Source organism: Streptomyces sp. NPDC001443, assembly GCF_053597355.1.
Genome location: NZ_JBSFIA010000014.1, coordinates 1 through 25,049, shown reverse-complemented (window position 1 = coordinate 25,049; position 25,049 = coordinate 1). Strand labels below are relative to the sequence as shown.

Here is a 25,049-nt window from a genome sequence, read left to right as displayed (position 1 = left end):
TTCACCAGGCCTGTTGGGTGCTGAAGAAGCGGATCCAGAAGTCGGTGCGCACGGGGTCGGCGACACGGATGGGCCCGAACCGGGCGCCGAGCTCCATGACGGAGCCGGCGTCGGGGTCGAACACCGGCCAGTGGGGCAGGCCCCTGCCGTTGGGGTCGCCGCTGGCGGCGAAGTTGACCCAGTAGGAGGTGAGGGTCCGGGCGATGTGGTGGTCCGTCTCGGTCCACGACACGGTGCCGCCGGCCGGGTTGCCGAAGACGTAGTCGATCTCGGTGCCGTGCGAGGCCTGGCGCGGTCCGCCGCCCGGCACCTGGGTGCGGTGGGTCCAGAAGTAGGTGTGCAGCCGGCCGGTGGTGTGGCGGGTCCAGTCCGTGCCCCACAGGTAGGTGGACAGGCGGGAGTTGTCACGGGCGGCCCGGCCGGCGGCTGCGGCGGCCTCGTCGTCCGTCGCGGCCGGGTACAGCCGCAGGAACTCCTCGGCCAGCGGCCCGAACTTGCGGCGGGCCGCGGCGGCATGCTGCTCCAGCGTCACGTGGACCGGCGGTGATCCGGGGCGGACGGTGCGTCGCCCGGTGCGTAGCGAGGCGACCAGCGTCTCGGGGACGGCGCCGCTCTCGTCGAGGTTGTTCCCGGTGAGGTAGTCGACGTCGTTCTGGGCGCCCTTGGCGTACGTCTCGTCGTAGCCGGCGGGGATCGCCCAGCCGTCGACGACGGGACGGAAGAGGGGCGGGCCGGCGGGGCCGCCGGTCTCGACGGCGGTGTCGAGGGGATGGTGCCCGTCGACCAGCTTCCTCCAGTGCAGGCTGCGCAGTTCGCGCACGCTTTGGGCGCCGTGCGCCCGGGTGTAGCGCTCTCCTGCCGCCTCGGCAGCCGGGGGCAGGCGGTAGGAGGTGGAGAGGTAGCGCAGTTCGGGATCCCGCGCATAGCGTGCGTGGCTCTGTGCGATCGCCCGGTGGAAAAGCCCCTCGGCGAGCGGGGAGATGGCCAGGAAGTTGACCATGCCCGCCCCGGCGGACTGACCGGCCACGGTGACTTTCGCGGGGTCCCCGCCGAAGCGCGCGATGTTGTCGCGCACCCAGCGCAGGGCGGCGACGCAGTCGAGCAGCCCGTAGTTGCCGGAGGATCCGTGTCCGGACTCCTCGCTCAGTTCCGCGGTGGCGAGGAACCCGAAGGCACCCAGACGGTAGTTGAACGTGACGACGACCAGTCCTTGGCGTGCCAGGTTCTCGCCGTCGTAGCGGGGATGCGCACCCGTGCCCTCGCGGAAGCCGCCGCCGTAGACCCACACCAGGACCGGGCGGAGTTCCGTGGTGGAGGTAGCGCCCGTCCAGATGTTCAGGCTCAGGCAGTCCTCGCTCATGGGGACGTCGACCCCGGTCGCCGCCGCGTCGGCCGGTGCCTGCGGGCACATCGGCCCGAACCGGTCGGCCCGCCGCACGCCCTCCCAGCGCGGCGGGGGCTGCGGTGCCCGCCAGCGCTGGTCACCGACGGGCGGGGCGGCGTAGGGGATGCCGCGGAAGACGGTGACGGAGCGGTCCCGGCACAGTACGCCCTCGATGGGGCCCGCCTCGGTCTGTACGGCCTGGGGCATGAGGTCCTTTCCGCCCCGGCCGTTCGTCAGGCGACGGGCGGCTCCGGGGACTTGTCCAGCAGCAGCGCCCTGCGGGCGGAGCCGACGTGGTGGCGCATCGCCGCGACGGCGGCGTCGGGGTTGCGGGTGAGGATGGCGAGGAAGATGGCCTGGTGCTCCTCCAGCGACCCGGTTCTCGGGTGCTGCGCGGTGAGGTTGCGGTACTGCCGCATCACCATCGGGTAGAGCAGGGTGTCGTAGGCGCGGGCCAGGGTCGTCTGGTGTGCCGCGTGCTTCACCTGCTGGTGGAAGCTCCGGTTGCCCTGCGAGTAGGCCGCCTGGTCCCCACGTGCCTTCGCCTCCTCCATCTCCTGGAGGGTGCGGCGCATGTCCTCGATCTCCTCGGCGGTGGCCCGTTCGGCCGCCTTGCCGGCCAGTGCCGATTCCAGCGTCTCGCGGGCCTCCAGGATGTCCGCGGCCTCCTCCACGGAGAAGCTGCGCGTACGCACCCCGCGGTTGACCTCGCTGGTGACGTAGCCCTCCTGGGTCAGGCGGCCCAGCGCGGAGCGCATGGTGGAGCGCGACACGTCGAACATCCGGGTCAGGTCCGCCTCGGTCAGCCGGGTGCCGGGCGCAATGCTCCCCGACACCAGCAGCGAGCGAAGCCCCTCGTAGGCGTGGCTCTCCCTGGTGCCTGGCGCTCTCGCCTCGGCGGGGGCACTGTCGCTGTCGTGGTCCACCGTGACCGCCTTGTCTGTCTGTGGGGTTGGAGTCCGAGGCGGGAACCTTAACCGACTGCATGGCAGGTCAGCTCCTAGCCGGCCAGGGAGGGGTAGAGGCGCTGCGCGGTCCCGGCGAGGATTTCCTCCTTGACCGGGTCGGGCAGGGGGGCCAGCACCGTGCGCGCCAGGTCGACGAGGCCGGTCAGGGACTGCTCGGCTGCCGGGAGGTTCGAGCCCCAGGCGATGCGGCCGGCGCCGAACGCGTCGATGACCGGGGTGAGGAACTCGATCGCCTCCTCCCCCGCGGCATGCAGGGGTTCGAGGTTGCGGTGGGTGAGCTTCAGGTACAGGTTGGGGTGGGCGGCCAGCTGGGCCACCTCCTTGCCGGCCCGGGCGGGCGAGGAGGCGATGTCGGGGTAGCCGATGTGGTCCAGGAACACCCGTACGCCGGGGAAGCGTTCCAGCACCTCGGCGAGTTGTCGGCTGGCCGGGCCCAGGCGCATCTGGAGGCATACCGTGACGTCGAGTTCGCCCGCCGCCTCCCAGAAGTCGTACGACTCCGGGGCGGCGAACCACTCGCCCTGGGTGGGGACCGTGCTGCCGCTGGTGAACAGGCGCACGCCCGCGAGACCCTGACCGGTGACGGCGGTGGCCAGCCGGGCCGGAGCGTCGGGGGCGAGCGGGTCGAAGGTGCCGACCGCGATGAACCGGTCCGGACGCGCGGCACGGCTGTCGAGGACGTAGGAGTTGTTGTAGCCGTAGGCGGTGGTGGCCTGGACGAGGACGGACCGCTGGATGCCCGCCTGGTCCATCCGCTCGGCCATGTCCTCGGCGGTGACCGGACGGGAGGTGGCCCAGGCGGACGCCTTCCCGCCGATGGGCGACCAGGGGTAGCGGTCCTGGTCGGCGGCGATGACGTGGCAGTGGGTGTCGATGATGTCCACGGTGGATGCTCCTGTCAGGCGTCGGGGTAGTCGCCGGCGGCGAACAGCGCGTGCGAGTCGTCGGGGATGTCTCCGTCCATCAGGCCCTGGTCGTGCGCGTAGCGGACGAGGGCGGCGAGGCTGGGTTCGTTGGCCGCGATGCCGTAGGGGACGGGGTCCTGGCCGGTCTGGGCGGCCTGGCGGGCGAACCTGGGCAGGTCGGCCCAGGCCGGGTCGGCGGTCGTCTGCTGCCGCTTGGCCTCGGCGAACGCGGCGTACAGCGCGGTGGGCAGGCCCGGATCGCGGGCGACGAGGTCGCCGCGCAGCGCGATCAGGGAGTGCAGCGGGTAGACGCCCGAGCGCAGGTAGTGGTCGGACGCGAGCACGTCGGCCTCGGGGAACAGCGGGTAGGGCGTGTCCGCGTCGTCCGCCTGCGGCTCGGCCGTCGCGGTCCAGCCGCTGCGCGGGGCGCCCGCCCGGCCGGTGCCGGCGTTGCCGGTGAACGCGGCGTCGATCTCTCCCGCGCGCAGCAGGTCGCCGAGGGATCGGCCGTCGGTGACGCGTTCCACGTTGGCGGGCACCCAGCCCTCGACGTGGTCGTCGTCGTCGACCACCCAGGTGATCTTGTCGATGTCGACGCCGTACTCCTCGGTGAGGACGCCGCGCGCCCACACGCCGGTGCTGACCGAGTAGGCGCGCACGCCGACCCGGCGGCCCTCCAGGTCGCGCGGGACCCGGATGCCGGAGCGGGCTCCGCACTGGATGTCGCCGTGGTGGAAACGGCGGTTGAGGAAGACCGGGATCGCGGTGAGGGGGACACCGGCCTGGCGGGCCATCAGGTAGGACACCGGCGCCAGTTCGCACACGTCGAACTCGAGGTCGCGGATCATCCGCCGGTAGGCGCCGATCACCGGCCTGACCTTCACCTCCTCGACCCGGTGGCCGGTCACGGCGGCACTGTTGTCGAGCAGCGCCCGCACATGCGGGTAGTCGCCGAGGACGGTGGAGAGCTTCTCCATTTCCTGATTTCCTGCCTTTCGTCTCTCATCGGGGGGCCGCCCCGGCGTGTCAGGCCGCCGGGGCGGGGTCCGTCGTGCGGCTCGGGCGCGGCGGTCAGCCGCCGAGGCGGGACGCCGGGACACCCAGGGCCGCGCAGGTGCGGTCGACGAGCTCGTCGAACTCCACGGCCCGCGGGACGACTTCCTGCTCCAGGGCGTAGGCGGCGGCCCGGGTGAAGGGGGCGCGCAGGCCGTCGAAGCCGGCCGGGTCGATCGCGGCGGTGGGCGCGGCGGCTGCCGCGGCGCGCAGGGCGTCGAAGGCGGCGAGGATCGCAGGCGCGTGCTGGCGGGCCGCGGTGCCGGTGATGCCGAGGACGTGGTTGACGGGGGTGAATCCGGTGCTCGCCGCCCACGTGGCGGCCGCCTCGCGGGCGTCGGCGATCGCGGTGCGGATGCGGTCGTCGGCGGGCAGTTCGTTGCCCATGATCCCGAAGTCGAGGCGTCCGTCGAGGAAGTCGGCCGGGAGTTTGGCGCCCTCGGGTGCGCGGGTGACCCAGGCAGGGTCCTCGTAGCCGTCGACGTGGGCGCCCTCGTAGGTGCGCCAGTCGATCTTGCGCAGGTCGACGCCGTAACTCTCGGTGAGAAAGCCTCGTACCCACACGCCGGTGGTCTGGCTCCAGGCGCGGACGCCGACGCTGCGGCCCTCGATGTCCTGCACCGTCAGCCGTCCGAGGGTGACCAGGGTGTGGTGCTGGTCGCGGCCGAGGGCGGTGACCGGCAGCAGGAGCACGTCGCGGCCCTGGGCGATCGCCTGCAGCAGGGTCACGACGGCGAGTTCGCACAGGTCGGCGCCGGTGCCGTCGACGAAGGCGCGGGAGGCCTTGTGGACCGGTTTGACGCTCAGCCGTTCGAACGGCGTCCCGGTCTCCTCGATCGCCGTCCCGGCCGCCGTGGCCAGGTCGTCGCGGCCCAGTACCACCCTCATCATTTCCTCCTCGGTCCGTTGTGGGGGTGCCGTGCGTGGTGCTGGCGCAGCAGGTCGGTGCCGTAGTCGCCCCCGTTGGGGGTGCGCACGATGGTGTGGATGTGCCGGCGGGTGGGGTGGTCGTTGGCGTACATCACCCCGGCCATGTGCTCGAACTCGACGAGGATGACCGGGCTGTGCAGGCGGTAGTAGAAGACGCCGTCCGGGTCGCCGATCCAGCCGAACCAGGTGTCGCCCTCGTGGGCCAGGACCTCGTCCGTGCGGACCTTGGCGTGAGCGGGGTTGGCGCGGTCGGTGTACAGGGCGATCAGTTCGAGGGCCGTGTGCCGCTGGTCGCCGGTCAGCTCGCTCAGCGCGAGGCCCGCGAAGTCCAGCTCCCAGTTGTCCCGGAAGGCGCCCGCGAACAGCTCGCCGGGCAACTCGTCGGCGATCGTGGCCCGTTGCCGCTGGGGCGCGGACAGTCCCCTGAACAGCTCCTGCCCGGCGGCCTCTTCGGCGCGGAACGCGGTCGTACCGGCGTACTTGCCGCCGTGGGCGATCACCGGCTCGGCACCGAGGAAGGTCGGGGTGAGGACCATGTGGTCCTCGACGAAGGCGCAGTTGACGTTCACGTGGTGGCCGTCGAGCTGCCAGCCGAACGGGCCGTCGCCGAGCGGGTCGCCGTAGACGCTGAACCAGTACAGCCACTCGTTGAGCATGTCGGTCTCGTCGCGGATCTCCCCGATGGTCAGGTTGAGCCGCATCAGGTCGATCACCTGCCGGTAGCCGGCCTCACTGAGGCTGACCCGCAGCACATCGAGGGCCAACTGCCTTTTCTTGGGTTCGAGTTGCTCCAGGAGCAGACCGTGGCGCAGGAAGTAGCGTGCGCCGTTGTTCCAGTGGCGCCAGGTGACGTCCCGCATCGGGAAGCGCGCGTCGTGCAGTTCGTTCGGGGTGAGTGCGCGCAGGTAGGCGGCGGTCGCCTCGCGGATGCGGGTGGTGTCGACACCGGTACCGGTCAGCGGGTAGAGGCCGGGGATCGGTCCGTCGGACGTGACCACCCCGCGCAGCGGTTCGTCGGCCGCCTCACGGCGCCAGTCGACCTTGGCGAGCAGTTCCGGCGTCCAGAGTTCCGGTTCGCGGGTGGGGGCCGAGGGCCGTACCCGCAGCTCGGCGTCGTCCATGCTTTCCATCGCTTCTCCCTCCTTTCTCGTGGTGGTGACTCGCCGGGCCGCTCAAGCGTCGAGGAACGCCGCGTCCTTGTGGAGGCGGGCCAGGTCGACGGGGGTGCGGACGAGTTGCTGTTCCAGGGCGTAGCGGGCGGCGGTCTCCAGGCAGCGGGCGAGCGAGTCGCTCCAGCCGGCGGTGACCGCCCGGCCCTGCGGGGTGGTGAGGTCGCGCTCGCCGGCGGTTTCGTCGATGCCTTGGGCGAGCGCCCGGAACACGGCGGTGACCGCGTCGGGCCGGGTGCGCAGGACGTCGTCGCGGACGACCAGCAGATGGTTCGCGGGCACGGTCCCGTGCCGCTCGACCCACGCCGCGGCCGCTTCCTCCGCGTCCTCGACGACCGGGACCAGAGGCACGTCCTGGACACCGATGGCGCGTGGCCCGAGGACCGCCGCGTCCACGTCCCCGGCGCGCAGCAGGGCGGCGACGCCGCCGCTCGAGGACCGCTCGACGTTGGGCGGGTTCACGTAACTGTCGACGTGGGCGTCCTCGGTGGTGACCCAGGTGACGTCGCAGGCGTCGACGCCGTAGTCCTCGCGCAGGATTCCCCGCACCCACAGGCCGGTGGTCTGGCCGTACGAGCGCACCCCGATGCGGTGGCCTGCGAGACGGCGTACGTCCAGCGGGGGTCCGTCGGGCAGCCGGGTCAGCGAGCGGTGGTGGGTGGCGCCGATCAGCACGGCGGGGAGCAGGGTGATGGGCACGCCCGCGTCGCGGGCCAGCAGGTAGGTGGCGACGGGCATCTCGCAGATGTCGAACTCGAGGGCGCGGACCATTCGCGGGAACGCGGAGTGCAGCGGGGAGGCCGACAGGAAGCGGCACTCGGCGCCCTCGACGGGGATGGTGCCGTCCCTGAGCACGCGGGTGTGCGGGTAGTCGCCGAGCAGGATGTCCAGCGTCCCGCCGTCCGCGGAAGAGGTTTTCACAGAAGGGGTGTTCACGGTCGCGGTCTCCTCGCCCTCGGCCCCGGTCACACGTCCTCGCCGTACCACAGGCGCCGGTAGGGCGGGCTGAGCACCTTGCGCGAGATGCGGACGTCGATGACGGTCGGGCGGGGTTCGCGGACGTACTCGGCGAGAGCTGCGCGCAGTTCGTCGGTGGTGCGGACGGTCGCGCCCGATCCGCCCAGCGCCACGGCGACGGGGCCGAGTTCCGGTGTGGGGATGACGGCGAGTTCGGGGTCGAGGTTCTTCGCCGCCGACTTGTGGTACTCGGCGCCGAGGCCCTCGTCGTTCATGACGACGGCCAGCAGCGGCAGGTCGTAGCGGCAGGCGGTCTCGAACTCCGGCAGGTGCATGAGGAAGCTGGCGTCGCCCTCGACCACGAAGGAGGGCCGGCCGCCGTCCGCGACGATCTTCCCGATGGTCAGCATCGGTGCCTGGCCGATGGCGCCGAACATGCCGTAGTTGGAGACGATCTCGCGGGAGCGCTGGAACAGCATGGTCCCGAAGTCCGTCTGGTGGCCGCTGCCGAGGACCAGGTCGATCTCGCCGGGAAGCTGCTCGTCCAGCACCGTGATCGCCTCGCGAGGGTCGATCAGGCCCGGCTCCCGGACGAAGTCGGCGGGGTCGACCAGCGGAGCGGACAGCCGGCTGCGGACCGCCGCGGTGTGGAAGCCCTCGATGCGCACGGACCGGTTCGCGAGCTCCTCTTCGAGGGCGGCCAGCGCGGTCACGGCGTCGGAGCGGACGTAGACGTCGGCGGCGGCGCCGTTGCCCATGATCAGGTGTTCGGCGGAGTCGATCTGGACGTACTTCGCCTCGGGGAAGAGGTACCCGGCCTCGGTGGTGTAGTGGTTGAGGCTGGCCCCGACCGCGATCACGCAGTCGGCCTCCTGGAGCAGTTCCATGGCCACCCGGTTGCCGAACAGGCCGGAGATGCCGACGTGGTGCTCGGTCCGTTCGCGCAGCCAGTTCTTCGCCTGGAGGGTGGTGGCGATCAGCGCGCCGGTGCGCTCCTGCAGCCGTAGCACGCCCTGGCCGGCGTCCGCCTGACGGGCCCCGCGGCCCACGATGATGACGACCCGCTTGCTCGCCTGCACCACGTCGGCCGCGCGGGTGATCCGCTCGGGGTCGGGCAGTGGCCGCTGCCGGTCGATCAGTCGGGTCGAGGGCACGTACGGCGTGTCGAGCAGGTCGCCGAACTCGTGCGTCTGGATGTCCATCGGGGCGCTGATCATGACCGGGCGGGACTCGGTCCGGGCCAGGTGGAAGGCGCTCTGCACGACCTCCTGCGCCTGGTCGGCGCGGTCGAGGTGGAGGTAGGCGCACTCGATCGCGGCGGCGAAGCGGGCCTGGTCGAGGTATTGGGCTGCGGCCTTGTCGCCCCAGGCGGTCTCGCCGCAGAAGGCGACCAGCGGGGTCCGCGCCCGGGCCGCGACGATCATCGAGGTGGCGAGCTGGGAGACGCCTGGTCCGCTGGTGGTGGTGATGACGCCGGGCTGTCCGGCCGCCCGCGCCCAGCCGTCGGCCATGCCGAGGCCGGAGCCTTCGTGGCGCACCTCGAACAGCCGCACGCCGCGCTCGGCGAGGGCGTTCATCCAGTGCATGTTGGCGTCGCCCATCATGCCGAAGACGTCGCGGGTGCCCTCCTCGAGGAACGCCTCGGCCATGGCCTCGTAGACCTTCATCGGGTCGTCGCCTCCGGGTTCTCGAGGTTGGTGTGGTCGCCGAGGCGGGGGAAGACCCGCAGCGCGTTGCCGGACTCGATGAGCCGGCGGTCCTCGTCGGACAGGCCGGTGACGGAGTCGAGGATGCTCTTGGTGTCGTCGAAGGCGTGTCCGGTCTCGGGGTCGATGCCGCGGACGGCGCCGATCATCTCGGAGGCGAACAGGATGTTCGCCGCGGGGATGACGTCCGTCAGCAGCTGCATTCCGCGCGGGTGGTACACGCAGGTGTCGAAGTAGACGTTGTCCAGGACCAGTTCATCCAGCGGAGGACGGCCCTGGTCCTGCATGACGCCGCGGTAGCGGCCCCAGTGGTAGGGGACGGCGCCGCCGCCGTGCGGGATGATCACCTTCAGGTCGGGGAAGTCCCGGAACAGGTCCGACTGGCACAGCTGCATGAACACGGCGGTGTCGCCGGCCAGGTAGTGGGCGCAGGTGCCCTGGAGGGCGGGGTTGCGTGACATCGCGACGTGCAGCATGGCCGGGACGCCCAGCTCGACCATCTTCTCGTACAGCGGGTAGTACACCTTGTCGGTGACCGGCGGTGCCTGCCAATGGCCGTCGGAGGGGTCCGGGTTGAGCAGCGCGCCGACGAATCCCAGCCGGGTCACGCAGCGTTCCAGTTCGGCGGCGCTGTTGCGGACGGACGCCTCCAGCGCTTCGCCGGGCGACTGGGGCAGCTGGCAGACGCCGACGAAGCGGCCGGGGAACAGGCCGCACACCCGGGCGATCAGGTCGTTGGTGACGTGGGACCAGTCGAGGCTGGTGCGTGCGTCGCCGTAGTGGTGGGCCATCTTGCCGGCGCCGGGCGAGAAGAGGGTGACGTCGGTGCCGCGTTCGTTCTGGAGCTTGAGCTGCCCCTGTTCGATGGCGGCCCGGATGTCGTCGTCGCCGATGTCGAGTTCGTCGGGTGAGATCCGGGCACCGGTGTCTTCGAAGGCGCGGATCTGTTTGTCCCGCCATCGGCCGAGTGCGGGTGGGGCGGTGGTGAAGTGACCGTGACAGTCGATGAGCATGGGGGCTCCTTGCTGGGATGGCGGCAGACAGGGGCGCCGGTCGTGGCGGCGGGCCCAGGCGGTGGGTGCGCGGCCGCGCCGGGCTGGAAGGCCGGCCGGCCCGGGGATCCCGGCGTCGGGCGGCTGCCCGACGTGCCTGGGGAGCGGCGCCCGGGAGACGTTGCGGGCCGGCCGGCGGTCGAAGCGACCGGGGCGGGGCCGGGGGTCAGGCGCGGCCGGTGAGGGAACGGGCCAGGTCCAGGCCGGGGTAGGTGCGCACGGGGGCGGTCATCAGGAAGCGGTAGCCGTCGTCGAGGACCTGCTTGACGTTGTCGGCGGTGACGTGCGGGTGGCCCACCGGGACTCCCCGCGCGTTGCAGGTGTCGAGGACGCGCCGCTTGCAGGTGAGCATGCGGGGGTGGTCGTACTGGCGTGGGATGCCGAGCTCCTGGCTCATGTCGCCCTCGCCGACGATGACGAGCCCGATCCCCGGTACCTCGTCGAGGATGCGCGGCAGGTTCTCGATGCCCTGCTGGTCCTCGATCATGAGGGCCACGAGGACCTCTCCGTCCGGGTCCAGCGGCCAGACGTCGCTGCGCTTGTAGTACTCCTGGTTGGAGATGCCCCAGAAGCGGGCGGCTGCGCTCGGGCTGTCGCCGCGCAGTCCGGCCGGCTCGTGGCGGGGCTCTCCCGGCAGGGACGGGTACCGGCAGGCGGCGACTGCGTTGCGGGCCTCCTCCACGGTGGAGATGTGCGGCCACACGATGCCGAACGCGCCGAGGTCGAGGGCCTGCTTGGCGTGCCACTGACCCTTTTCGGTCCCGTTGACGGGGATCCGCACGATCGGGGTGATCGCGGGACCTGGTTCGTCGCGGGTGCGGATCTGACGCCGGTCGAGGAGGTACTGGAAGCTGTCGCGCAGTGCGACGGCGTCCCACGGTTTGTGTTCCGTCTCGAAGACGAGCGCGTCGTAGGAGGTGGTGGCGAAGTCGAGCGCCGCGGCGGGCTCGGCGGGAGAGAAGGAGGCGAAGACGTGCCGGCCCTCGGCGAGATAGGCGATGACCTGGTTGAGTCGGGCTGTCACGGACGGACTCCTCGGGAGGGGTCGGATGCGGGCTTGCCTGCGGATCCGGTGCCGGCCGGCGGGCGGGAGCGGCCGCGGCCGAAAAGGCGGGCGAGCCGGTCGCGGATGCGCCGCCACGGTCCGGGGCGCTCCGTGTGGGCGGCGGTAACGGTGTGGGAGGCGTCTTCGGCGGGCCCGGGTGCGGCGCTGTCGGGGAGCGCGCAGCGTTCGACGAGGGCTGCCGAGAACTCGCGGGTCATCTTGGAGACCACGACGCCTGCGCCCGACTCGATGAGCGGGGCGAGTTTGCCGGAGAGGTTCATCTCGCCGGTCATCGCCACCTGGGTGCCGCCGGTGGAGGGGTCTTCGGTCACCTGGAAGACGGCGCCCCCGTTGAACCGGGTGGCGCCCTGGCCGTCCCTGCCGCGTGCGGTCAGGCGGCCTTCGCGCTCGTCCTGGTCCAGTTCCAGCATGATGCGGGCGGCGAACTTGACCCGGATGCCGCCGAATCGGACGACGAGGACACCGTCGAAGGAACCGTCGTCGTGGGACTCGCCCAGCTCCGCGCCGCCGATGCAGGACACGACGGCCGAGGGGTCGGAGATGATCTCCCAGACCCGTGCCGGCGGGCTCGGCACGTCGATCTTCTCAGCGATGGATATCAAGGGTGCGGACCTCTCTGCACGCTAGGCGGCGTCGGTCGCCTTCGCGTCTGACGTGAACAGGCTCCACAGGTCGTTGTAGAGCTCCGAGAACTCGGGCGACTCGATGAGGGAGCCGATGGTGCGGGGCCGTCCGAAGGGGACGGGAAGGATGCGTCGGACGGTGCCTGGCCCCTCCGACATCACGACGACCTCGTCAGCGAGGTAGAGGGCCTCGTTGAGGTCATGGGTGACGAAGACGAGGGTGCCCTTCTGCTCCTGCCACAGGTTGAGCAGTTCCTGCTGGAGCTTGAGCCGGGTGATGGCGTCGAGGGGGCCGAAGGGCTCGTCCATCAGCACGATGGAGGGGTCGTAGATCAGTGCCCGGGCGATCGCGCAGCGCTTGCGCATGCCGCCGGACAGCTCGCGGGGGTAGTGGTTCTCGAATCCGCCCAGCCCCACGACGTCGATCCAGTGCGCGATGCGCTCCTCGCGCTCTGCCCTGGGAACCTTGCGGAACTTCAGGGCCAGGCCGATGTTGGCCTTCACGCTCAGCCAGGGCAGCAGGTCGGTCTGCTGTGTCACATACGCCGCCTCGGAGTTGACGGCCCTGACCTCCTCGCCTGCGAAGTGGACCCGGCCCTTGGTCGGGGAGAGCAGGCCGGCGGCCAGATTGAGAAGGGTGCTCTTCCCGCAGCCGCTGGGACCGATCACGGCGACGCACTTGCCGCGTTCGATCTGGAACGACACGTCCGTGATGGCGGGTCGGTGACTGCCCGGGAACTCCAGGGTCACGTTCTCGAAGCGGAGTGCTTCGGGGTGCGGGGCGCGCTGTTTGGTCGACATCTTCGTCTCCTCGGCCCGTCCCCTTCGAAAGGGGGCGGCCTGGCCCGTCGGTCGTGCGGTGGATGGATGGCCGGCGCGGTCGGCCCCGGCGGCTCTTCGGCAGGGAGCCTGCGTGCGCGGTCGGCTGAAACCGGCTGTCGGCAGGCTCAGTTGAGCACGTCCTGCATATGGATTGTCCGACAAGAACTGCAGGGAACGTAACGCGCTGGATCCACTCCGGCAAGGTGTCTGCAAGAAAAACCTGGATCGCAGACTCAGGTCAACCACCGCTGAACTTTGGACTGTTGGACAATCCGACGCGCGGTCGGATGGTCAACTCTGCAGATGAGGGCCAGGATCACGGATACGGAAGGGCGGCTTCGGCGCCCTGGTACCGCTGCCGGTTACGGAGCAGCGGGAAGACCACGCGCTCGCCACCGTCTCGGCCCGGCCGCCGTGACGCGGACCATCTGCAGCGACACCGTCCGCAGGGCTTCGACTCTTCGGACTCCGCAGGATCGTCAACGCGGCAAGGAGTCCGACCACAGCCCGTTGCCGATCCGGGGTGAGCCCTCCATGCGGTCCGCACGTCGGCCGCCTCCACCGACCGGGCGAGCACCTGCGCCCGCTGTCAGTGCCCCGTGCGAGCCTCAGCCTCGGCCAAACGCTCGCGCAGCCGGCGCGCCTGCTGGATGGGAAACGACACCGGTCGAGGGCTTCGCGGATCGTCACGAAATTTGAAGGCACCTGCTGTTCAGTCGAGTCGGGTCGGCGGGCAGCGACAGGGCTGTCACAAGGTTCCAAGATCGCTTGACCTTGCCCCAGAGGGATGGTCAACAGTGTCTTCGTAGATCACATGAGCGGGCGGTTTGTACTCGTCAACCAGGCAGAACGAAGAGGGGAGTTCGTGTGACCGCGACCTGCGTCATTCTCGACATCGGCGGCGTGCTGGAGATCACGCCGAAGACGGGATGGGGGCAACGATGGGAAGAGCAGCTGGAGCTGCCGGTGGGCACTGTGAATCAGCGGATGCGCGACGTGTGGCGGGCTGGAAGCGTCGGGAGCATCAGCGAACGAGACGTGCACGAACAGGTGGCAACCCGCCTGGATCTCGACGCGCCCCAGGTCGAAGCCTTCATGGCTGATCTCTGGACGGAATACCTGGGGACGCCGAACGAGGAACTCATCGCCTATGTACGAGGGCTGCGGGGGAGCTGCAGGCTGGGCATCCTGAGTAACAGCTTCGTCGGTGCCCGGGAACGGGAGACGGCGCTGTATCACTTCGACGAACTGGTCGAGCAGATCGTCTACTCGCACGAGATTGGCATCGGCAAGCCCGACCTGCGAGCCTACGAGGCCGCATGCGCCAGCTTGGACGTGCGTCCAGGGAACTGTCTCTTCATCGACGATGTCGCAGTCAACATTGAAGCCGCCCAAGCGGCGGGCATGCAGGGGCATCTGTTTGAGGACAACGCCCGGACCATCACGCGCATCGCAGCTCATCTGGACGCCGGGCTCCTGGTTCCAGAGCGTGTCCCGCTCGGATGACGTTGGCCTGACCGGCACTCAGCCGTTGTCGACCAGGCATTGGAGCGGTTGATCAGCCCGCTTCTGTGTGTTCGGCCCGGGCTCGGGTGCTGGCCAGGCGGTGGGAGTCGGTGCCGGACTCGATGATCGTGCCGTTGAAAGCGAGCTGGTCAACGATGGCGCGGCATGGCCAGGGCCTTTCATCTGAAACACCTCAATGCTCCCGTGGCAAGCACCCCAGCGCCGTCAACTCGGGTTCTGGCTCACTTTCCGTGGATCACCACGGAAAGTGACGTTCGTCGGGCGGGCGGGTTCTTGGGAAGCTGCCTGAAAATGATCCGTCGCCAATGCTGCGTGGCTGACAGTTCGGCCCGTGGAAGAAGTAGTGCTCCGGTTGGAGGAGTTACTGTTCCCGTCGATCGCGGACGTGGCTGTGCTGTCGGTCGACGTGAACGACGAGGCGGTACGCATCGAGGCCCAGAGCACGGTGGCCGGGTCCGATTGCCCTGACTGTGGAGGCTGGTCGCGGCGGATTCACAGCTCCTACCTGCGGTTTCCCGCTGATGTGCCCAGCGGTGGCAGACGGGTCGTCCTCTGCCTGCGTGTCCGCAGGTTCCTCTGCCCGGTCATCTCATGCGGGCGCCAGACCTTCGCCGAGCAGATGCCGGGGCTGACTCGTCGATACGGCCGGCGGACCGAGCGCCTTCGGTCGACACTGGCCGCTGTCGGCCTCGCGCTCGCCGGTCGGCCCGGGGCCCGCATGGCGAGAGTCTTTGGTTTGTCCGTCAGCCGCAGCACCATGCTGCGGCTGGTCGAATCCTTGCCCGACCCGGAAGTTCCCGCCCCACGCGTCGTCGGCGTCGATGAGTACGCGACTCGCAAAGGCCGCCACTACGGGACCGTCCTGGTCGACGTCGAAAGCCGACGCCCGGTGGACCTGTTGCCCGACCGGGACGCCTCCAGCCTGGCCGCTTGGCTTGCGAAGCGGCCAGGGGTAGAAGTGGTCTGCCGTGATCGGGCACCGTTCTTCGCAGAAGGCGCTACCGCCGGGGCGCCCCAGGCGGTGCAGGTGGCGGATAGGTGGCATCTCTGGCACAACCTGAGCGAAGCCGCCGAGCGTTGTGTCGCAAACCACCGCGGATGCCTGCGGGTGCTTGCGCCAGGTCCAGCCCAGCCTGCCCCCGAGCTGGAGAAGTTCGAAGACCCGTCCGGCTCGCCCTGGCCAAGGGGACACCGCTTCGCCGACCGAACCCGAGCCAACCACGCGACTGTCCACGAATTGCTGACCGCCGGACTCAGTCGGAGGGCGATTGTCCGGCAACTCCGCATGACCTCGCGTACCGTCAAACTCTTCGCCGACGCAGCCACCCCGGAGGACCTCTTCCGCGGGCAGTGGCAAGGCCGGCCGTCCAAGCTGGACGCGTTCAAGCCCTACCTGGATGACCGCTGGAACCAAGGCTGCACGAACGCCTGGACCGTGTGGGAGGAGATCGTGCCGCTCGGCTATCAGGGCAGCTACCAGCGGGTTCGCGCCTACTTCCGGGAAAAGCGGACCTCTCCCAACCCAATCACAGCTCGGCCACCATCACCCCGCGTCGTCGTCGGCTGGATCCTCCGGCGCCCCGAGACCCTCTCAGAGATCGACCACCTTCGGCTCAAGGCCGTCCTGGTCCACTGCCCCGAACTCGACGCCCTCACCACTCACGTCCGGTCCTTCGCCCAGATGCTCACCGAGCGCCAAGGTGAAAGGCTGGCGGAGTGGCTCGACGCCGTCCGGCGCGACGACCTCCCCAGCCTCCACACCCTCGCCGCAGGCATCGAACGTGACCGTGATGCCGTCATCGCCGGGCTCACCCTGCCCTGGAACTCAGGCGTCGTCGAAGGACACGTCAACCGGATCAAGATGCTCAAACGCCAGATGTTCGGCCGCGCCGGCTTCGCTCTCCTGAGGAAGAGGGTTCTTCTGGCCAGCTGACCACAGCCACCCATAAGGTGACGGGGACGAGAGAAGATGCACCATGGATCCCCGCATACCCCGCCTGCGTCGCAAGCTGGCCGCGATCCCGTTCCAACCCCTGCGCAGCCACTCCTTCGGAGAAGAGCAACACAAGTTCCGCCTCGGTCCGAAGCTGGCAGAAGCACGCGTCGCTGCGTTCGAGGCCGAGCACGACATCGTCCTGCCCGACGCCTACCGGCAGTTCCTCACGCACATCGGCGGCTCAGGCGCGGCGCCGTTCTATGGCCTCATGCCGCTGGAGCGGTGTTCTTTGCTGGTCATGAACCCGCGCGGGGAACCAGGGGCTCCCCGCGGCTTCAGCGGCACAGGATCTGAGACCCACGAACGCGACCGCTTCCTTCACGTCATCGAAATGGGCTGCACCGACGTATGCGTCATCGCGGTGACCGGTCCCCTCACCGGCCGCGTCCTCATAGGCAACGGCGACGGGTTCTGGGGCCCCAACGTCTCCTCCGCCACCGACTTCCTCGACTGGTACGAACGCTGGCTCAACCACATGAGTGCTGGACGCGACAACCGGGCCCTGGAACTCACCTCACCTCGACTTCGTGCCCATCCAGACAGTCATCGCATGGCCCCGAAGATCTGACTCTCCGTAATCACTCCACGGAATGTGAGCCAGAACCAAAACTCGCAAACATCACCCGACCGTTGATCCGGGTACCTCCCAAACCCATGGCCAACTGACGACGCAACTCGCGAACAAAGCCAGTGCGCCCGATGCAACGGAGCGGGCGTCCGCCCCGAACCGACCGTGTACTACGTGGTGACCGATGGGGTCATGGTGAAGCCCGGAATCTCCTCGGGTGACGGGCGAGGGCGGCTTGATACCCACCGCAGCCAGCACGGGCTGGGTCAAGTCCGCAGGCTCATAACCGACTTGCCCGTCGGTGCAGCTCGCGATGTCGAGCGGCATGTCCTGGACTGCTTGGCCGGCCAGGGCGTCCGACCGGTGATGGGCTCCGAGTATTTCGATGCCGCGCATGTTGACCGGGTGCTGGAGCTGGCGGACGGGTGGTTCGCAGCGAACCTGCCGAACTTTCCGCGGGCGGTGACCGCCTAGCGTTCCCTCCCTGATGCCGGCCCGGCGACCCGCAGGTGTGCGCCGATGGCCGCTGCCGGCATACGCAGTCGGCTGCCGCGGGCCTCATCGCATCAGTTCACTGGGACAGCATGCTCTGCGGCAGGTAGAGCGGCATCGAGTCCTCCCACTGGCTGTCGGTCAGCAGCTGCTTGCCGGAGCCGTCGGCATTCATGGCCATGATCTGGCCGTAGGGCTGGAAGGTGTTGTCGTACAGGGCGGCTTCTTCCCGGAAGCCGTACATGCCGCTGTTGTAGAGGATCCGCCCGTCGTAGTTCCACACGGCGTGGCCGTCGTTGGCGCCGCTGCTGGTCAGGATCTGGAGGTTGCTGCCGTCGGGCTGGATGGTGCACACGTCGAAGTTCGTGGCGCTGGTCTTGCGGGTGAACAGGATGAGCGTGCCGTCCGCGGACCAGTCCGGCAGGTTGTCCGACCCGGTGGTGAGCACGGTGGTCGTCTTGGTGGTGAGGTCGAGGATCCGCAGGCCGTTCTCCTGCCCCCACACCCGGTAGACGATCCTGGTTCCGTCGGCCGAGTAGCTCGGGAAGCCCGCGTTGGTGGAGTTGTCCGTGAGGGCTTCCGCGCCGGAGCCGTTGCTGCGTACGCGCCAGACGGCGGCTGTCATGGTGGCGCGCTCCTGGAACCAGCCGCCCAGGCCGAAGGCGAGCCATGTCCCGTCGGGCGACCAGGCGGGCCGGAAGGCGCCTGCCAGTCCTTCGGCGAGCAAGGCGGGATCCAGGCCGCTGGTCGCGGTGCTGAAGACGACCTTGAGGTCGGAGCCGTCCGGTTTCAGGGTGACGATGGAGGAGTTGGCGGGTCCCGTCTGCTTCTCCGTGATCGCGAGGCGGCCCTGCCGCGACAGGACGGGGAAGACGTCGCAGAAGCGGTAGTCCCAGTTCGCGTCCCAGCTGTAGAGCGTGTCGTCGAGCGTGCGGTTGGTGAAGTCCTGCTTCTCGTAGATCACCGACTTCCCGTCAGGCGACCACACCGGGGACCGCAGCGGCCCCTTGACCGGGGTCCTGCCGGATGTGTACGCAAGGCCCTCGTCGGCTCCACCCTTGACGAGGTAGCCGATCTCAGTGCTGGTCACGTACTGGGGCGAGACCTTCAGGTTCGGCCCAGAGGTGTGCTCGATGCGGTCGGTGCCGGTCGCGACGTCGACGGAGACGATCTGCGACTCGACGATCCCGATGTCCTCGGGACGGTGGGCGCCCCAGGTTCCTTCGGTGGTGATCTCGTAGTAGACGATCCGCCGGCCGTCCGGTGACCACTTCGGTGAGCCCAGGCAGTATCCGGGTTTGGTCGCCAGCTGGCGGAAGCCGCTGCCGTCCGGCCGGATGAGGTAGATGCTCAGTTCCTGGGTGTGCTCCCAGCCCCTGCCGTCGTTGTGACCGCGCCAGGCGGTGTTGCGGTCGCTGGAGAAGGCGATCCACTGCCCGTCGGGCGACCAGACCGGCCGGAAGTGGCCGTCGGGGCTCGCGGGGTCTCCGGCGAGAGCGGCGGCGCCTGTGAGGCTGGTCAGGGCGCCGGTCTTCATGTTCCGCAGCCAGATGCGGGACAAATGGTCCGCCGAGCGTGTCGAGGAGAAGGCCAGCGTGTTCTTGTCCGGCGAGAGCGAGGCGCTGTCGTTCACCGAGGAACCGCTCACCAGGGACTGGACGCCGACCAGCTGTACCGACCCGTTCAGGCTGCCCCAGTAGATGTTGGAGTTTCCGTCACCCGTCCGCTCCGACGTGAAGTACACCGTCTTGCCGTCCGGGGCATAGCTGGCGTGGCGGTCGTAGGCCGCGCTGGCACTGTCCAGCAGGGGGCGCTCACCGGATCCGTCGATGTTCGCGATGTACAGGGTCGATGCCGAGGGCCCGATGCGGTTCATCAGCATCACGCCCTTCTTGCCGGTGGTCGCGGCGGTCACGGCGAAGGAGGTGGGCAGAGCCGCTGTCGCTGCGGCGGCTCCGACTGCTAAGCCGGTGGCCAGGAATGCTCTGCGATTGAGCTGAGGTGACATCGGTGTCGAGTCCCTTCGCTGGTGGCGGACACGCAACCGCAGAAAGGCAGCCGTCGGCCGGAGGCGGCCGTGGCCCGGGCGGTCGATGCCAGCCGGCCCTGTCCGGCGGGATGTCGGCTCATCCGCCAGTCGGCTCGGTCGGCTGGGTGTGTCGGTCCGTCAGCGAGTCCCGCTCAGTCGGCTGATCGACTGCGGCTCGGCTTCGCTGACGTCCGGGTGGGGGTGCGCGCTGGTGCGGTCACACGCGTCCGTCGTGTGGATTGTCGTACAACTAGCGAGCGACCGTAACAGCGGCACGGGCCACCGACAAGGCAGTTGCGCGAGAAATAGCCTCGACAGGCCCGGCACGGCGGCAATTACCCTTTGGATTGTTGGACAAAACACAGCGTGAAGCTGCTTCAGTCGACAGCTGGGCGATGCGGCCGCAGGCCGACCGGACACCTCGTGTCGGCATCGCCGGGCACGTTCGCCCCGGCACGGGACCACCGAGTGCGAGCGCGGGGTCCCGGCCGGAAAGAAGCAGGTCATCGGTGAAGCCGGCGGTGCTGCGCCCCGGTCGGCGAGCTGGGGAGGGGACGAGAACGGCGGCCTCGAAGAAACACTCGGCCCAGCCACGGCAAACGGGCGGGTTCATCGCCAGCGCACCGGCAGGCGTCGGCCGCCGCCGATTCCGGGCCGCCGCGACCGCCCCCTGCACCCCTCCGGCCGGCGGCACCCTGACTGCGCACCGGATCCGGCCTCCGCCGGAGCGCGTCCTGCCATCGAACCGTGCGGCCCGGGGCAGCAGGCCCGGGACGACTGCGACCACGACAGGCACCCGCCGCCGCGGTCGCGAGACATCAGTTGCGGGTTCGCGAGAGGAGGCGGCCTAGCTCCGGCACGGCCAGCCGGGATCCGGTGCATATATGCGGACAGGCACAGCCTCTCATTGTCAGACAATCCAAATGACATCCGCGATGTACGCGATCAAATGAAGTACTTGTGTCCTTATTCTTGCCGCCCAGTGGCGGCCCTGCTACGTTCCAGCCGCAAAGCTTGTCTGACAATCAGCGGCCCGTGAAGGTGCGCACCCTTGTGTGCCCGCAGGTCGCCGGGAGATGCCGCTGCGCGCACCAGAAGCTCTCGCCGGGCCACCGAAGCCACGTACGTGATCAGCGACAAGGAGAAGAGAACGACATGGGCGTCCTCCCCCTCAGACCGTCCCCGGCAGCCGTCGGCCACGCTGCCCGAAGGACGACGGCCGGCGTCACCGCCTTGATGCTGGGCTCGACGTTGCTGACGGCGTGCGGACAGGCAGGCACCGCGGGTTCGGACAGTCCCCGTGAGGTGTCGATCGGGGTGGCCGGCAACGTGTTCGATGTTCCCCTGCGCGTTGCGGACGCGCGTGGCTACTTCGCCCAGCACGGTCTGAGGGTGAAGTTCGTGACCGTCACCTCCGCAACAGGCACGCCCTCTTTGGAATCAGGCTCTCTGCAGTTCCTCAACTCGAGTCCCACCAGCTTTCTGGGCGCCATAGCCAAGGGCATGCCGGAGGTCGCCGTCGGGGCCGATGGGCTCGGCAACCCGCTCGGTCTGGTCGTAAGCAAGTCCTTCGCCCAGCAACACGGATTGACCAGCCGATCGTCGCCTGACGAGGCGGCGAAGGCACTGGCAGGTTCCACCGGAGGGTCGAGCTCGGCCAACACCAGGGCCGAGGCGGAGATGTTCCTCAAGAACGGCAAGGTCGACCTGCACAGCATCAAGTGGGTGTCGCTGCCGAGCCCCAGCGCGGACAAAGACGCGCTGGTCAACGACCGGATCGACTGGTTCGTCACCTCGGAACCGCTGCCGCTGCCGCTGCAGATCCAGCATGACGGTGACGGCACGGTGGTGGCCAATTCCCTGATCGTGCCCGAATGGGGCGGCTTCTACGCCGGATACGAGCAGGTGGTGGTCACCCGCAGGAACTACGCCGACAAGAACTCCGACACCGTTTCGAAGTTCATGGCAGCGGTACGGGAGGGGATCGCCTATCTGGAGAAGCACGCGGACGACCCCCAGACCATACGGGTGGCCGAGGAAGTCTTACCGGGTGTCCCCGTCTCCGTGGTGGCGGCCAGCGTCAAAGAAGTCCAATGGCCCCTCTTCGCCCACATGCAGGCCGAGACCTGGAGGAGAACATTCAAGTTCGTCAGCGAACTGGACGCGCTGCCCCCAGGCGCCAAAATCACCCTGTCCGACTGGACCAACGACTATCTCGGATGATGCGTTGCGGCACACGAGACCGGACCGGCAGCACGCTCCGTCTTCCCGGCTCTCATCCGCTGGGGGTGCGGCCGGCGGATCAACGCCGCTACTACGCGGCCCATACCCTGGAAGCCGCCCGCGTGGAGCAGCTGGAGACGCTCGGGATGGTGTGGTCGGTGCAGGCGTCCGCGTGGGAGGCCGGCCTCGCCGTCGCCCGCGCCTGCACCGACGCACACGGGCACCTGCTCCCGCCCACCACGGCCGTCTTCGACGACTTCCCCATCTGCACGTTCATGAAGAACGCCCGCGCCGCCGCCCGCAAGGCGGCCGAGAACGCTCAGCGGCGGGGGAACGGGGAGAGCACCGTCTCCTCCGTGGGGGAACTGCCCGAGTCGCGGGCCGAGGCGCTCGCCGACCTCGACCCAGGGTGGTGCCCGGCATTGGACATCGGCTGGCAGCGCTCGTACCGGCTGGCCCTCGCCCACAGGAAAGCGGGCGGCTCGCTCCCGACCCGGCCGGGGCAATTGATCATGCAGGGCGAGGGCCTGGGCGTCTGGATCGCCGGACAGCAGACCGGGTGGTACAAGCTCATGCCCGCCCGGCAGTGGCTCCTGGAATCCGTCGGCATCGAACCCTCCGCGGAAGGCGAGCCGGTACCTGGCGTTCCGCGGTCGCAGGATGCCCGCTGGGCCGCGAACCTCACCGCCGCCCGGCAGTTCCACGCCCGCGAAGGCCATCTCCTGGTGCCCCGCAAGCACCTTGAAACGATCATGGGCGACGCGGGTGACGGCGGCCGGGAAGAAGTCGTGAAGCTCGGCGCCTGGGTGGACAACACCCGCCGCGGGGCAGGAGAGCTGAGCCAGCAGCGCCGGGCCGATCTGGACGCACTCAACATGCGTTGGCAGCCGCCCGAACGTGCCACGGCCGCCACGGATGTCCGGGGCGGCCGTGGCACGTTCGGGCCAGAGCACAGGTGCGGCGTTCAGGCGTCCAGAACGGTCGCAGGAGGGCCCCGCGATCAGGCGGCGTTCCACTGGTGGGGGCGGGCGCCGCGCCATTCGGTCCAGTGGTCGTCGTCCATCACAGGATCAGGGTCGTCGATGCCTGCATTCTGGAGGAGGACGACGAGGTCGCGGTCGCTGTAGGCGGTGCCGAGGATCTCGTCCCGGCCGTGGGAGTGCACCGTCACCCTCCGGCCGCCCGAACGGGAAAGAGGATGCACGACGATCGGCGCTCGGCTGGTGGCCATGGCGTCCGACGTGTACCCCACCGGCCCGTCCAGGGAAACGGGTCGGAGTCGTAGGGGCTTCTTCCGCGCATCGGCCTGGGCGGCGCCGTCCGTGGATTTCGCGTCATGTCCGTTCTCTCTTGGGAAAGACGTACTCGTCGAGGACCAGGCCGACGGCAGCGGCCGCCGGGATGGCGACAAGGGCGCCGATGATGCCCAGGAGCGCGCCGCCGACCAGCACGGCGAGGATGGTGACCAGGGGGTGGACGTCGACGGCGAACTTCATGGCCTTCGGCACGATGAGATAGTCCTCGGCGAGGCGGAAGACGATGTAGAAGACGGCTGTCGCGATCGCTATCGGAAGGGACACCGACAGCGCGACGAGGCTGACGACGATGCCGGCGAGGGTGGAGCCGACGATCGGAATCAGGTCCATCAGGGCGGTGAAGATGCCCAGGGCAGCGGGATACGGGACACCGAGGGCCGCGCACCAGCCGTAGGTCGCCACTCCGGCGATCCCCGAGGTGACGAGGTTGCCGAGCATGAACTTGCCTATCCGGCTCATGATCTCTTCGGTCACGCCCTCGACCCGCTCGCGGCGGCTGGCCGCCACGAAGCGGAAGCAGAACTGTTTGACGGCCGGCAGCGCCGCCATGCAGTAGAGGGTCACCATGATCACGATCGCCCCGGCGGTGAGAGCGCTCAGGACCATGTGGCCTGCGCCCAGGACTCCATCGGCCAGGCCGGTCGCTCCGCCGTCCGAGGCGATCTCCCGCTTGGCCTTCTCGACCAGGTGATAGCGGTCCTCCAGGCGCCCGATCGCCGAGTGGTGGTTGTGGAGCTGTTGCAACCAGCCCGGCACGGCATCGACCAGTGCAGAGATCTCCCTGGTCACCGGCGGGATGACCAGAGCCAGGAAACCGCCGAGCACCAGCAGGAATCCCGTCAGCACGATCACAACGGCCCAGCCGCGCCGCAGACCCCGGCGCGTGAACCACACGACGAGCGGTTCCAGGCTGATCGCGATGAACACGGCCAGCAGCAGCAAGGTCAGCACCGAACTGACCCGCAGAACCGTCTGGACCGCCAGCCACGCCAAGCTCGCACCCAGGCCCAGGGCGAACCCCACGCCCACCCACGACCGCCGACGCCGTCCATGCGAATCCCGACGCGAGGGCTGAGGGAAATCGGACCAGAACGCCGGTACGCCCGCCGCGGGGTCTGTCTCAGGGGCGTGCCCGCCCGTCCCCTCCACGGCGCCGTGCTCCTCACCAGCGGCCCCGGACCCAGACTGCGCAGACATCGTCATGCCTCTCCTCGGCCGGCTCGGACGAGCGTCGATATCACCGGGGCATCGTCCGGGACGGGGTGGTGGCAGTGCTCGCCGAGTACCCAGACACTCCGCCGGAACCGCGCTCGGCAGCCGAGTGCCCACAACGAGGAGGTGCGCCACCGGCATGTCTGTGCGACTTGACGCCGGCAACCTGTCCAAGCGGCAACCCGTCCGGATCGTGCCCCGCAAGGACCCGGGCAGGCCCCGGACGCGGCCCTTCGCCGTTCTGGCCGACCGCGCCCATTCCTCACGTGCCATCCGCGGCCACCTGCGGCGTCGGGGGCATCCGTGCAGTCGCAGGCATCCTCGTCCGGACCCGAAGCCGACCAGACAGCAGAACCTATCGGTGGACAACAGGGTCTGGCGGAAAGGATGGCCCCCAGCCCGGCGGCAGCAGAGCCCACGAACCGTGATCCAACCACTCCTCGAATCGGATGGGCCGGGCGCCACCGGCGTGGTCCAAGGACAGCGGGACGATCAAGTCACAGGTAGCCCGTCCGTCCCACCAAACCGTGCCGGCCAGCGGACCGGTCAGGGCCAACAGGGTGGAGAAGCCGCAACCGTGCTCCTGGAGGACGACCGCACCGGCCGTCTTCAGATCCTCGAATTCTTCGGTCTCGTCAGCCCAGGCACGCCGAGCCGTCCGATACGCGGCATCGTCCTCGAACGCCTCAGCCTGTGGCTCACGCGCCATCAGTTCGTCGTCGGCCCCGGCATAGGAGTCAGGATGCGGAAAGGGAACGGCCAACAGCTCGCGTCGCCACGCATCGTTCCCGGCCCACCACCAACCGCGCCCGGTCCGCTCAAGGCTGAAAAGCGCCCCGCCTGCGCTCACCTCGCGCAGGTACGCCCGGTATGCCTCCGGAAAAGACACACCGAGTTCCTGTTCGGCCTCGACGATCTCGACTTCGGTGAGAGGCGACTCTGTCATGGGACGACCCTAAGAGCTCCGAACAAAAGTGGGGTCCGATCAGCGGGCGGTGTCCGGTGCGTGCGATCGCAAGGCGCCGGAAGGTCCTTGTAGCGGAGCTACCAG

General features: G+C 69.3%; 21 protein-coding genes and 2 pseudogenes. 7 read left to right on the top strand and 16 right to left on the bottom strand.

Translation table 11 applies throughout. The annotated features are described in order from the left end of the window. Position 1: 1 nt before the first annotated feature. The 12 genes from ACWC24_RS16900 to ACWC24_RS16845 form a co-directional block, all read right to left on the bottom strand. Complete coding sequence (locus ACWC24_RS16900; RefSeq protein ID WP_450663599.1) at positions 2-1,591, bottom strand: carboxylesterase/lipase family protein; 1,590 nt, start codon at positions 1,589-1,591, stop codon at positions 2-4. Positions 1,592-1,617: 26 nt separating this feature from the next. Continuing rightward, entirely contained in the window at positions 1,618-2,310 is a 693-nt protein-coding gene (locus ACWC24_RS16895) for a GntR family transcriptional regulator (RefSeq protein WP_450663598.1), read from the bottom strand. A 74-nt stretch (positions 2,311-2,384) separates the two neighbouring features. Continuing rightward, complete coding sequence (locus ACWC24_RS16890) at positions 2,385-3,236, bottom strand: amidohydrolase family protein (protein ID WP_450663597.1); 852 nt, start codon at positions 3,234-3,236, stop codon at positions 2,385-2,387. A gap of 14 nt (positions 3,237-3,250) precedes the next feature. Beyond that, on the bottom strand, positions 3,251-4,234 hold the full coding sequence (locus ACWC24_RS16885; protein WP_450663596.1) for an ABC transporter substrate-binding protein: 984 nt from the start codon (positions 4,232-4,234) through the stop codon (positions 3,251-3,253). Positions 4,235-4,328: 94 nt separating this feature from the next. Further along, the gene (locus tag ACWC24_RS16880) at positions 4,329-5,198 is read right to left on the bottom strand and encodes a hypothetical protein (RefSeq protein WP_450663595.1); all 870 of its coding nucleotides are present in this window, start codon (positions 5,196-5,198) and stop codon (positions 4,329-4,331) included. Beyond that, complete coding sequence (locus ACWC24_RS16875) at positions 5,198-6,370, bottom strand: DUF3500 domain-containing protein (RefSeq protein WP_450663594.1); 1,173 nt, start codon at positions 6,368-6,370, stop codon at positions 5,198-5,200. The genes ACWC24_RS16880 and ACWC24_RS16875 overlap by 1 nt, the downstream gene beginning before the upstream one ends. Before the next feature lie 42 nt (positions 6,371-6,412). Next, the gene (locus tag ACWC24_RS16870; RefSeq protein ID WP_450663593.1) at positions 6,413-7,345 is read right to left on the bottom strand and encodes a hypothetical protein; all 933 of its coding nucleotides are present in this window, start codon (positions 7,343-7,345) and stop codon (positions 6,413-6,415) included. A 29-nt stretch (positions 7,346-7,374) separates the two neighbouring features. Beyond that, positions 7,375-9,033, bottom strand: a complete 1,659-nt coding sequence (locus ACWC24_RS16865) for a thiamine pyrophosphate-binding protein (RefSeq protein WP_450663592.1) — start codon at positions 9,031-9,033, stop codon at positions 7,375-7,377. Then, entirely contained in the window at positions 9,030-10,085 is a 1,056-nt protein-coding gene (locus ACWC24_RS16860) for an amidohydrolase family protein (RefSeq protein WP_450663591.1), read from the bottom strand. Before ACWC24_RS16860 ends, ACWC24_RS16865 begins: the two co-directional genes overlap by 4 nt. 205 nt (positions 10,086-10,290) lie before the next feature. Beyond that, positions 10,291-11,148: an HpcH/HpaI aldolase family protein gene (locus ACWC24_RS16855; RefSeq protein ID WP_450663590.1), complete on the bottom strand. Its 858-nt coding sequence runs from the start codon at positions 11,146-11,148 to the stop codon at positions 10,291-10,293. Further along, a complete protein-coding gene (locus ACWC24_RS16850) occupies positions 11,145-11,792 on the bottom strand; it encodes an SRPBCC domain-containing protein (RefSeq protein WP_450663589.1) in 648 nt (215 codons plus the stop codon). The genes ACWC24_RS16855 and ACWC24_RS16850 overlap by 4 nt, the downstream gene beginning before the upstream one ends. 21 nt (positions 11,793-11,813) lie before the next feature. Then, entirely contained in the window at positions 11,814-12,614 is an 801-nt protein-coding gene (locus ACWC24_RS16845) for an ABC transporter ATP-binding protein (protein ID WP_450663588.1), read from the bottom strand. 888 nt (positions 12,615-13,502) lie between these two features. Here ACWC24_RS16845 and ACWC24_RS16840 point away from each other — a divergent pair. Beyond that, entirely contained in the window at positions 13,503-14,141 is a 639-nt protein-coding gene (locus tag ACWC24_RS16840) for an HAD family hydrolase (RefSeq protein ID WP_450663587.1), read from the top strand. 52 nt (positions 14,142-14,193) lie between these two features. Here the strand turns inward: ACWC24_RS16840 and ACWC24_RS16835 are convergent. After that, positions 14,194-14,316: pseudogene (locus tag ACWC24_RS16835) on the bottom strand (IS21-like element helper ATPase IstB); the annotation flags it as partial. A gap of 177 nt (positions 14,317-14,493) precedes the next feature. Between ACWC24_RS16835 and ACWC24_RS16830 the strand changes: the two are divergent. From ACWC24_RS16830 to ACWC24_RS16820, 3 genes are all read left to right on the top strand, one after another. Then, positions 14,494-16,095 (top strand): ISL3 family transposase, encoded by a 1,602-nt coding sequence (locus ACWC24_RS16830; protein WP_450663586.1) that lies wholly within the window; start codon positions 14,494-14,496, stop codon positions 16,093-16,095. A gap of 43 nt (positions 16,096-16,138) precedes the next feature. Beyond that, positions 16,139-16,726 carry an SMI1/KNR4 family protein gene (locus ACWC24_RS16825; protein WP_450663585.1) on the top strand — a complete coding sequence of 196 codons (588 nt, stop codon included), beginning with the start codon at positions 16,139-16,141 and terminating at the stop codon, positions 16,724-16,726. Between the two features lie 165 nt (positions 16,727-16,891). Then, positions 16,892-17,200 (top strand): hypothetical protein, encoded by a 309-nt coding sequence (locus ACWC24_RS16820; RefSeq protein WP_450663584.1) that lies wholly within the window; start codon positions 16,892-16,894, stop codon positions 17,198-17,200. 97 nt (positions 17,201-17,297) lie between these two features. On the opposite strand, the gene ACWC24_RS16815 is transcribed toward ACWC24_RS16820, so the two are convergent. Beyond that, complete coding sequence (locus ACWC24_RS16815; RefSeq protein ID WP_450663583.1) at positions 17,298-19,133, bottom strand: TolB family protein; 1,836 nt, start codon at positions 19,131-19,133, stop codon at positions 17,298-17,300. Positions 19,134-20,402: 1,269 nt separating this feature from the next. On the opposite strand from ACWC24_RS16815, the gene ACWC24_RS16810 reads away from it, so the two are divergent. Continuing rightward, the gene (locus tag ACWC24_RS16810) at positions 20,403-21,470 is read left to right on the top strand and encodes an ABC transporter substrate-binding protein (RefSeq protein ID WP_450663582.1); all 1,068 of its coding nucleotides are present in this window, start codon (positions 20,403-20,405) and stop codon (positions 21,468-21,470) included. 122 nt (positions 21,471-21,592) lie between these two features. After that, positions 21,593-22,597 (top strand): helicase associated domain-containing protein, encoded by a 1,005-nt coding sequence (locus tag ACWC24_RS16805; RefSeq protein WP_450663581.1) that lies wholly within the window; start codon positions 21,593-21,595, stop codon positions 22,595-22,597. 207 nt (positions 22,598-22,804) lie between these two features. Here the strand turns inward: ACWC24_RS16805 and ACWC24_RS16800 are convergent, their stop codons facing one another. Next, entirely contained in the window at positions 22,805-23,809 is a 1,005-nt protein-coding gene (locus ACWC24_RS16800) for an AI-2E family transporter (RefSeq protein WP_450663580.1), read from the bottom strand. 382 nt (positions 23,810-24,191) lie between these two features. On the opposite strand from ACWC24_RS16800, the pseudogene ACWC24_RS16795 reads away from it, so the two are divergent. Further along, positions 24,192-24,296, top strand: a pseudogene (locus ACWC24_RS16795) (IS5/IS1182 family transposase); the annotation flags it as partial. 57 nt (positions 24,297-24,353) lie between these two features. On the opposite strand, the gene ACWC24_RS16790 reads toward ACWC24_RS16795, so the two are convergent. After that, positions 24,354-24,944: an SMI1/KNR4 family protein gene (locus ACWC24_RS16790; RefSeq protein ID WP_450663579.1), complete on the bottom strand. Its 591-nt coding sequence runs from the start codon at positions 24,942-24,944 to the stop codon at positions 24,354-24,356. Positions 24,945-25,049: the final 105 nt, after the last annotated feature.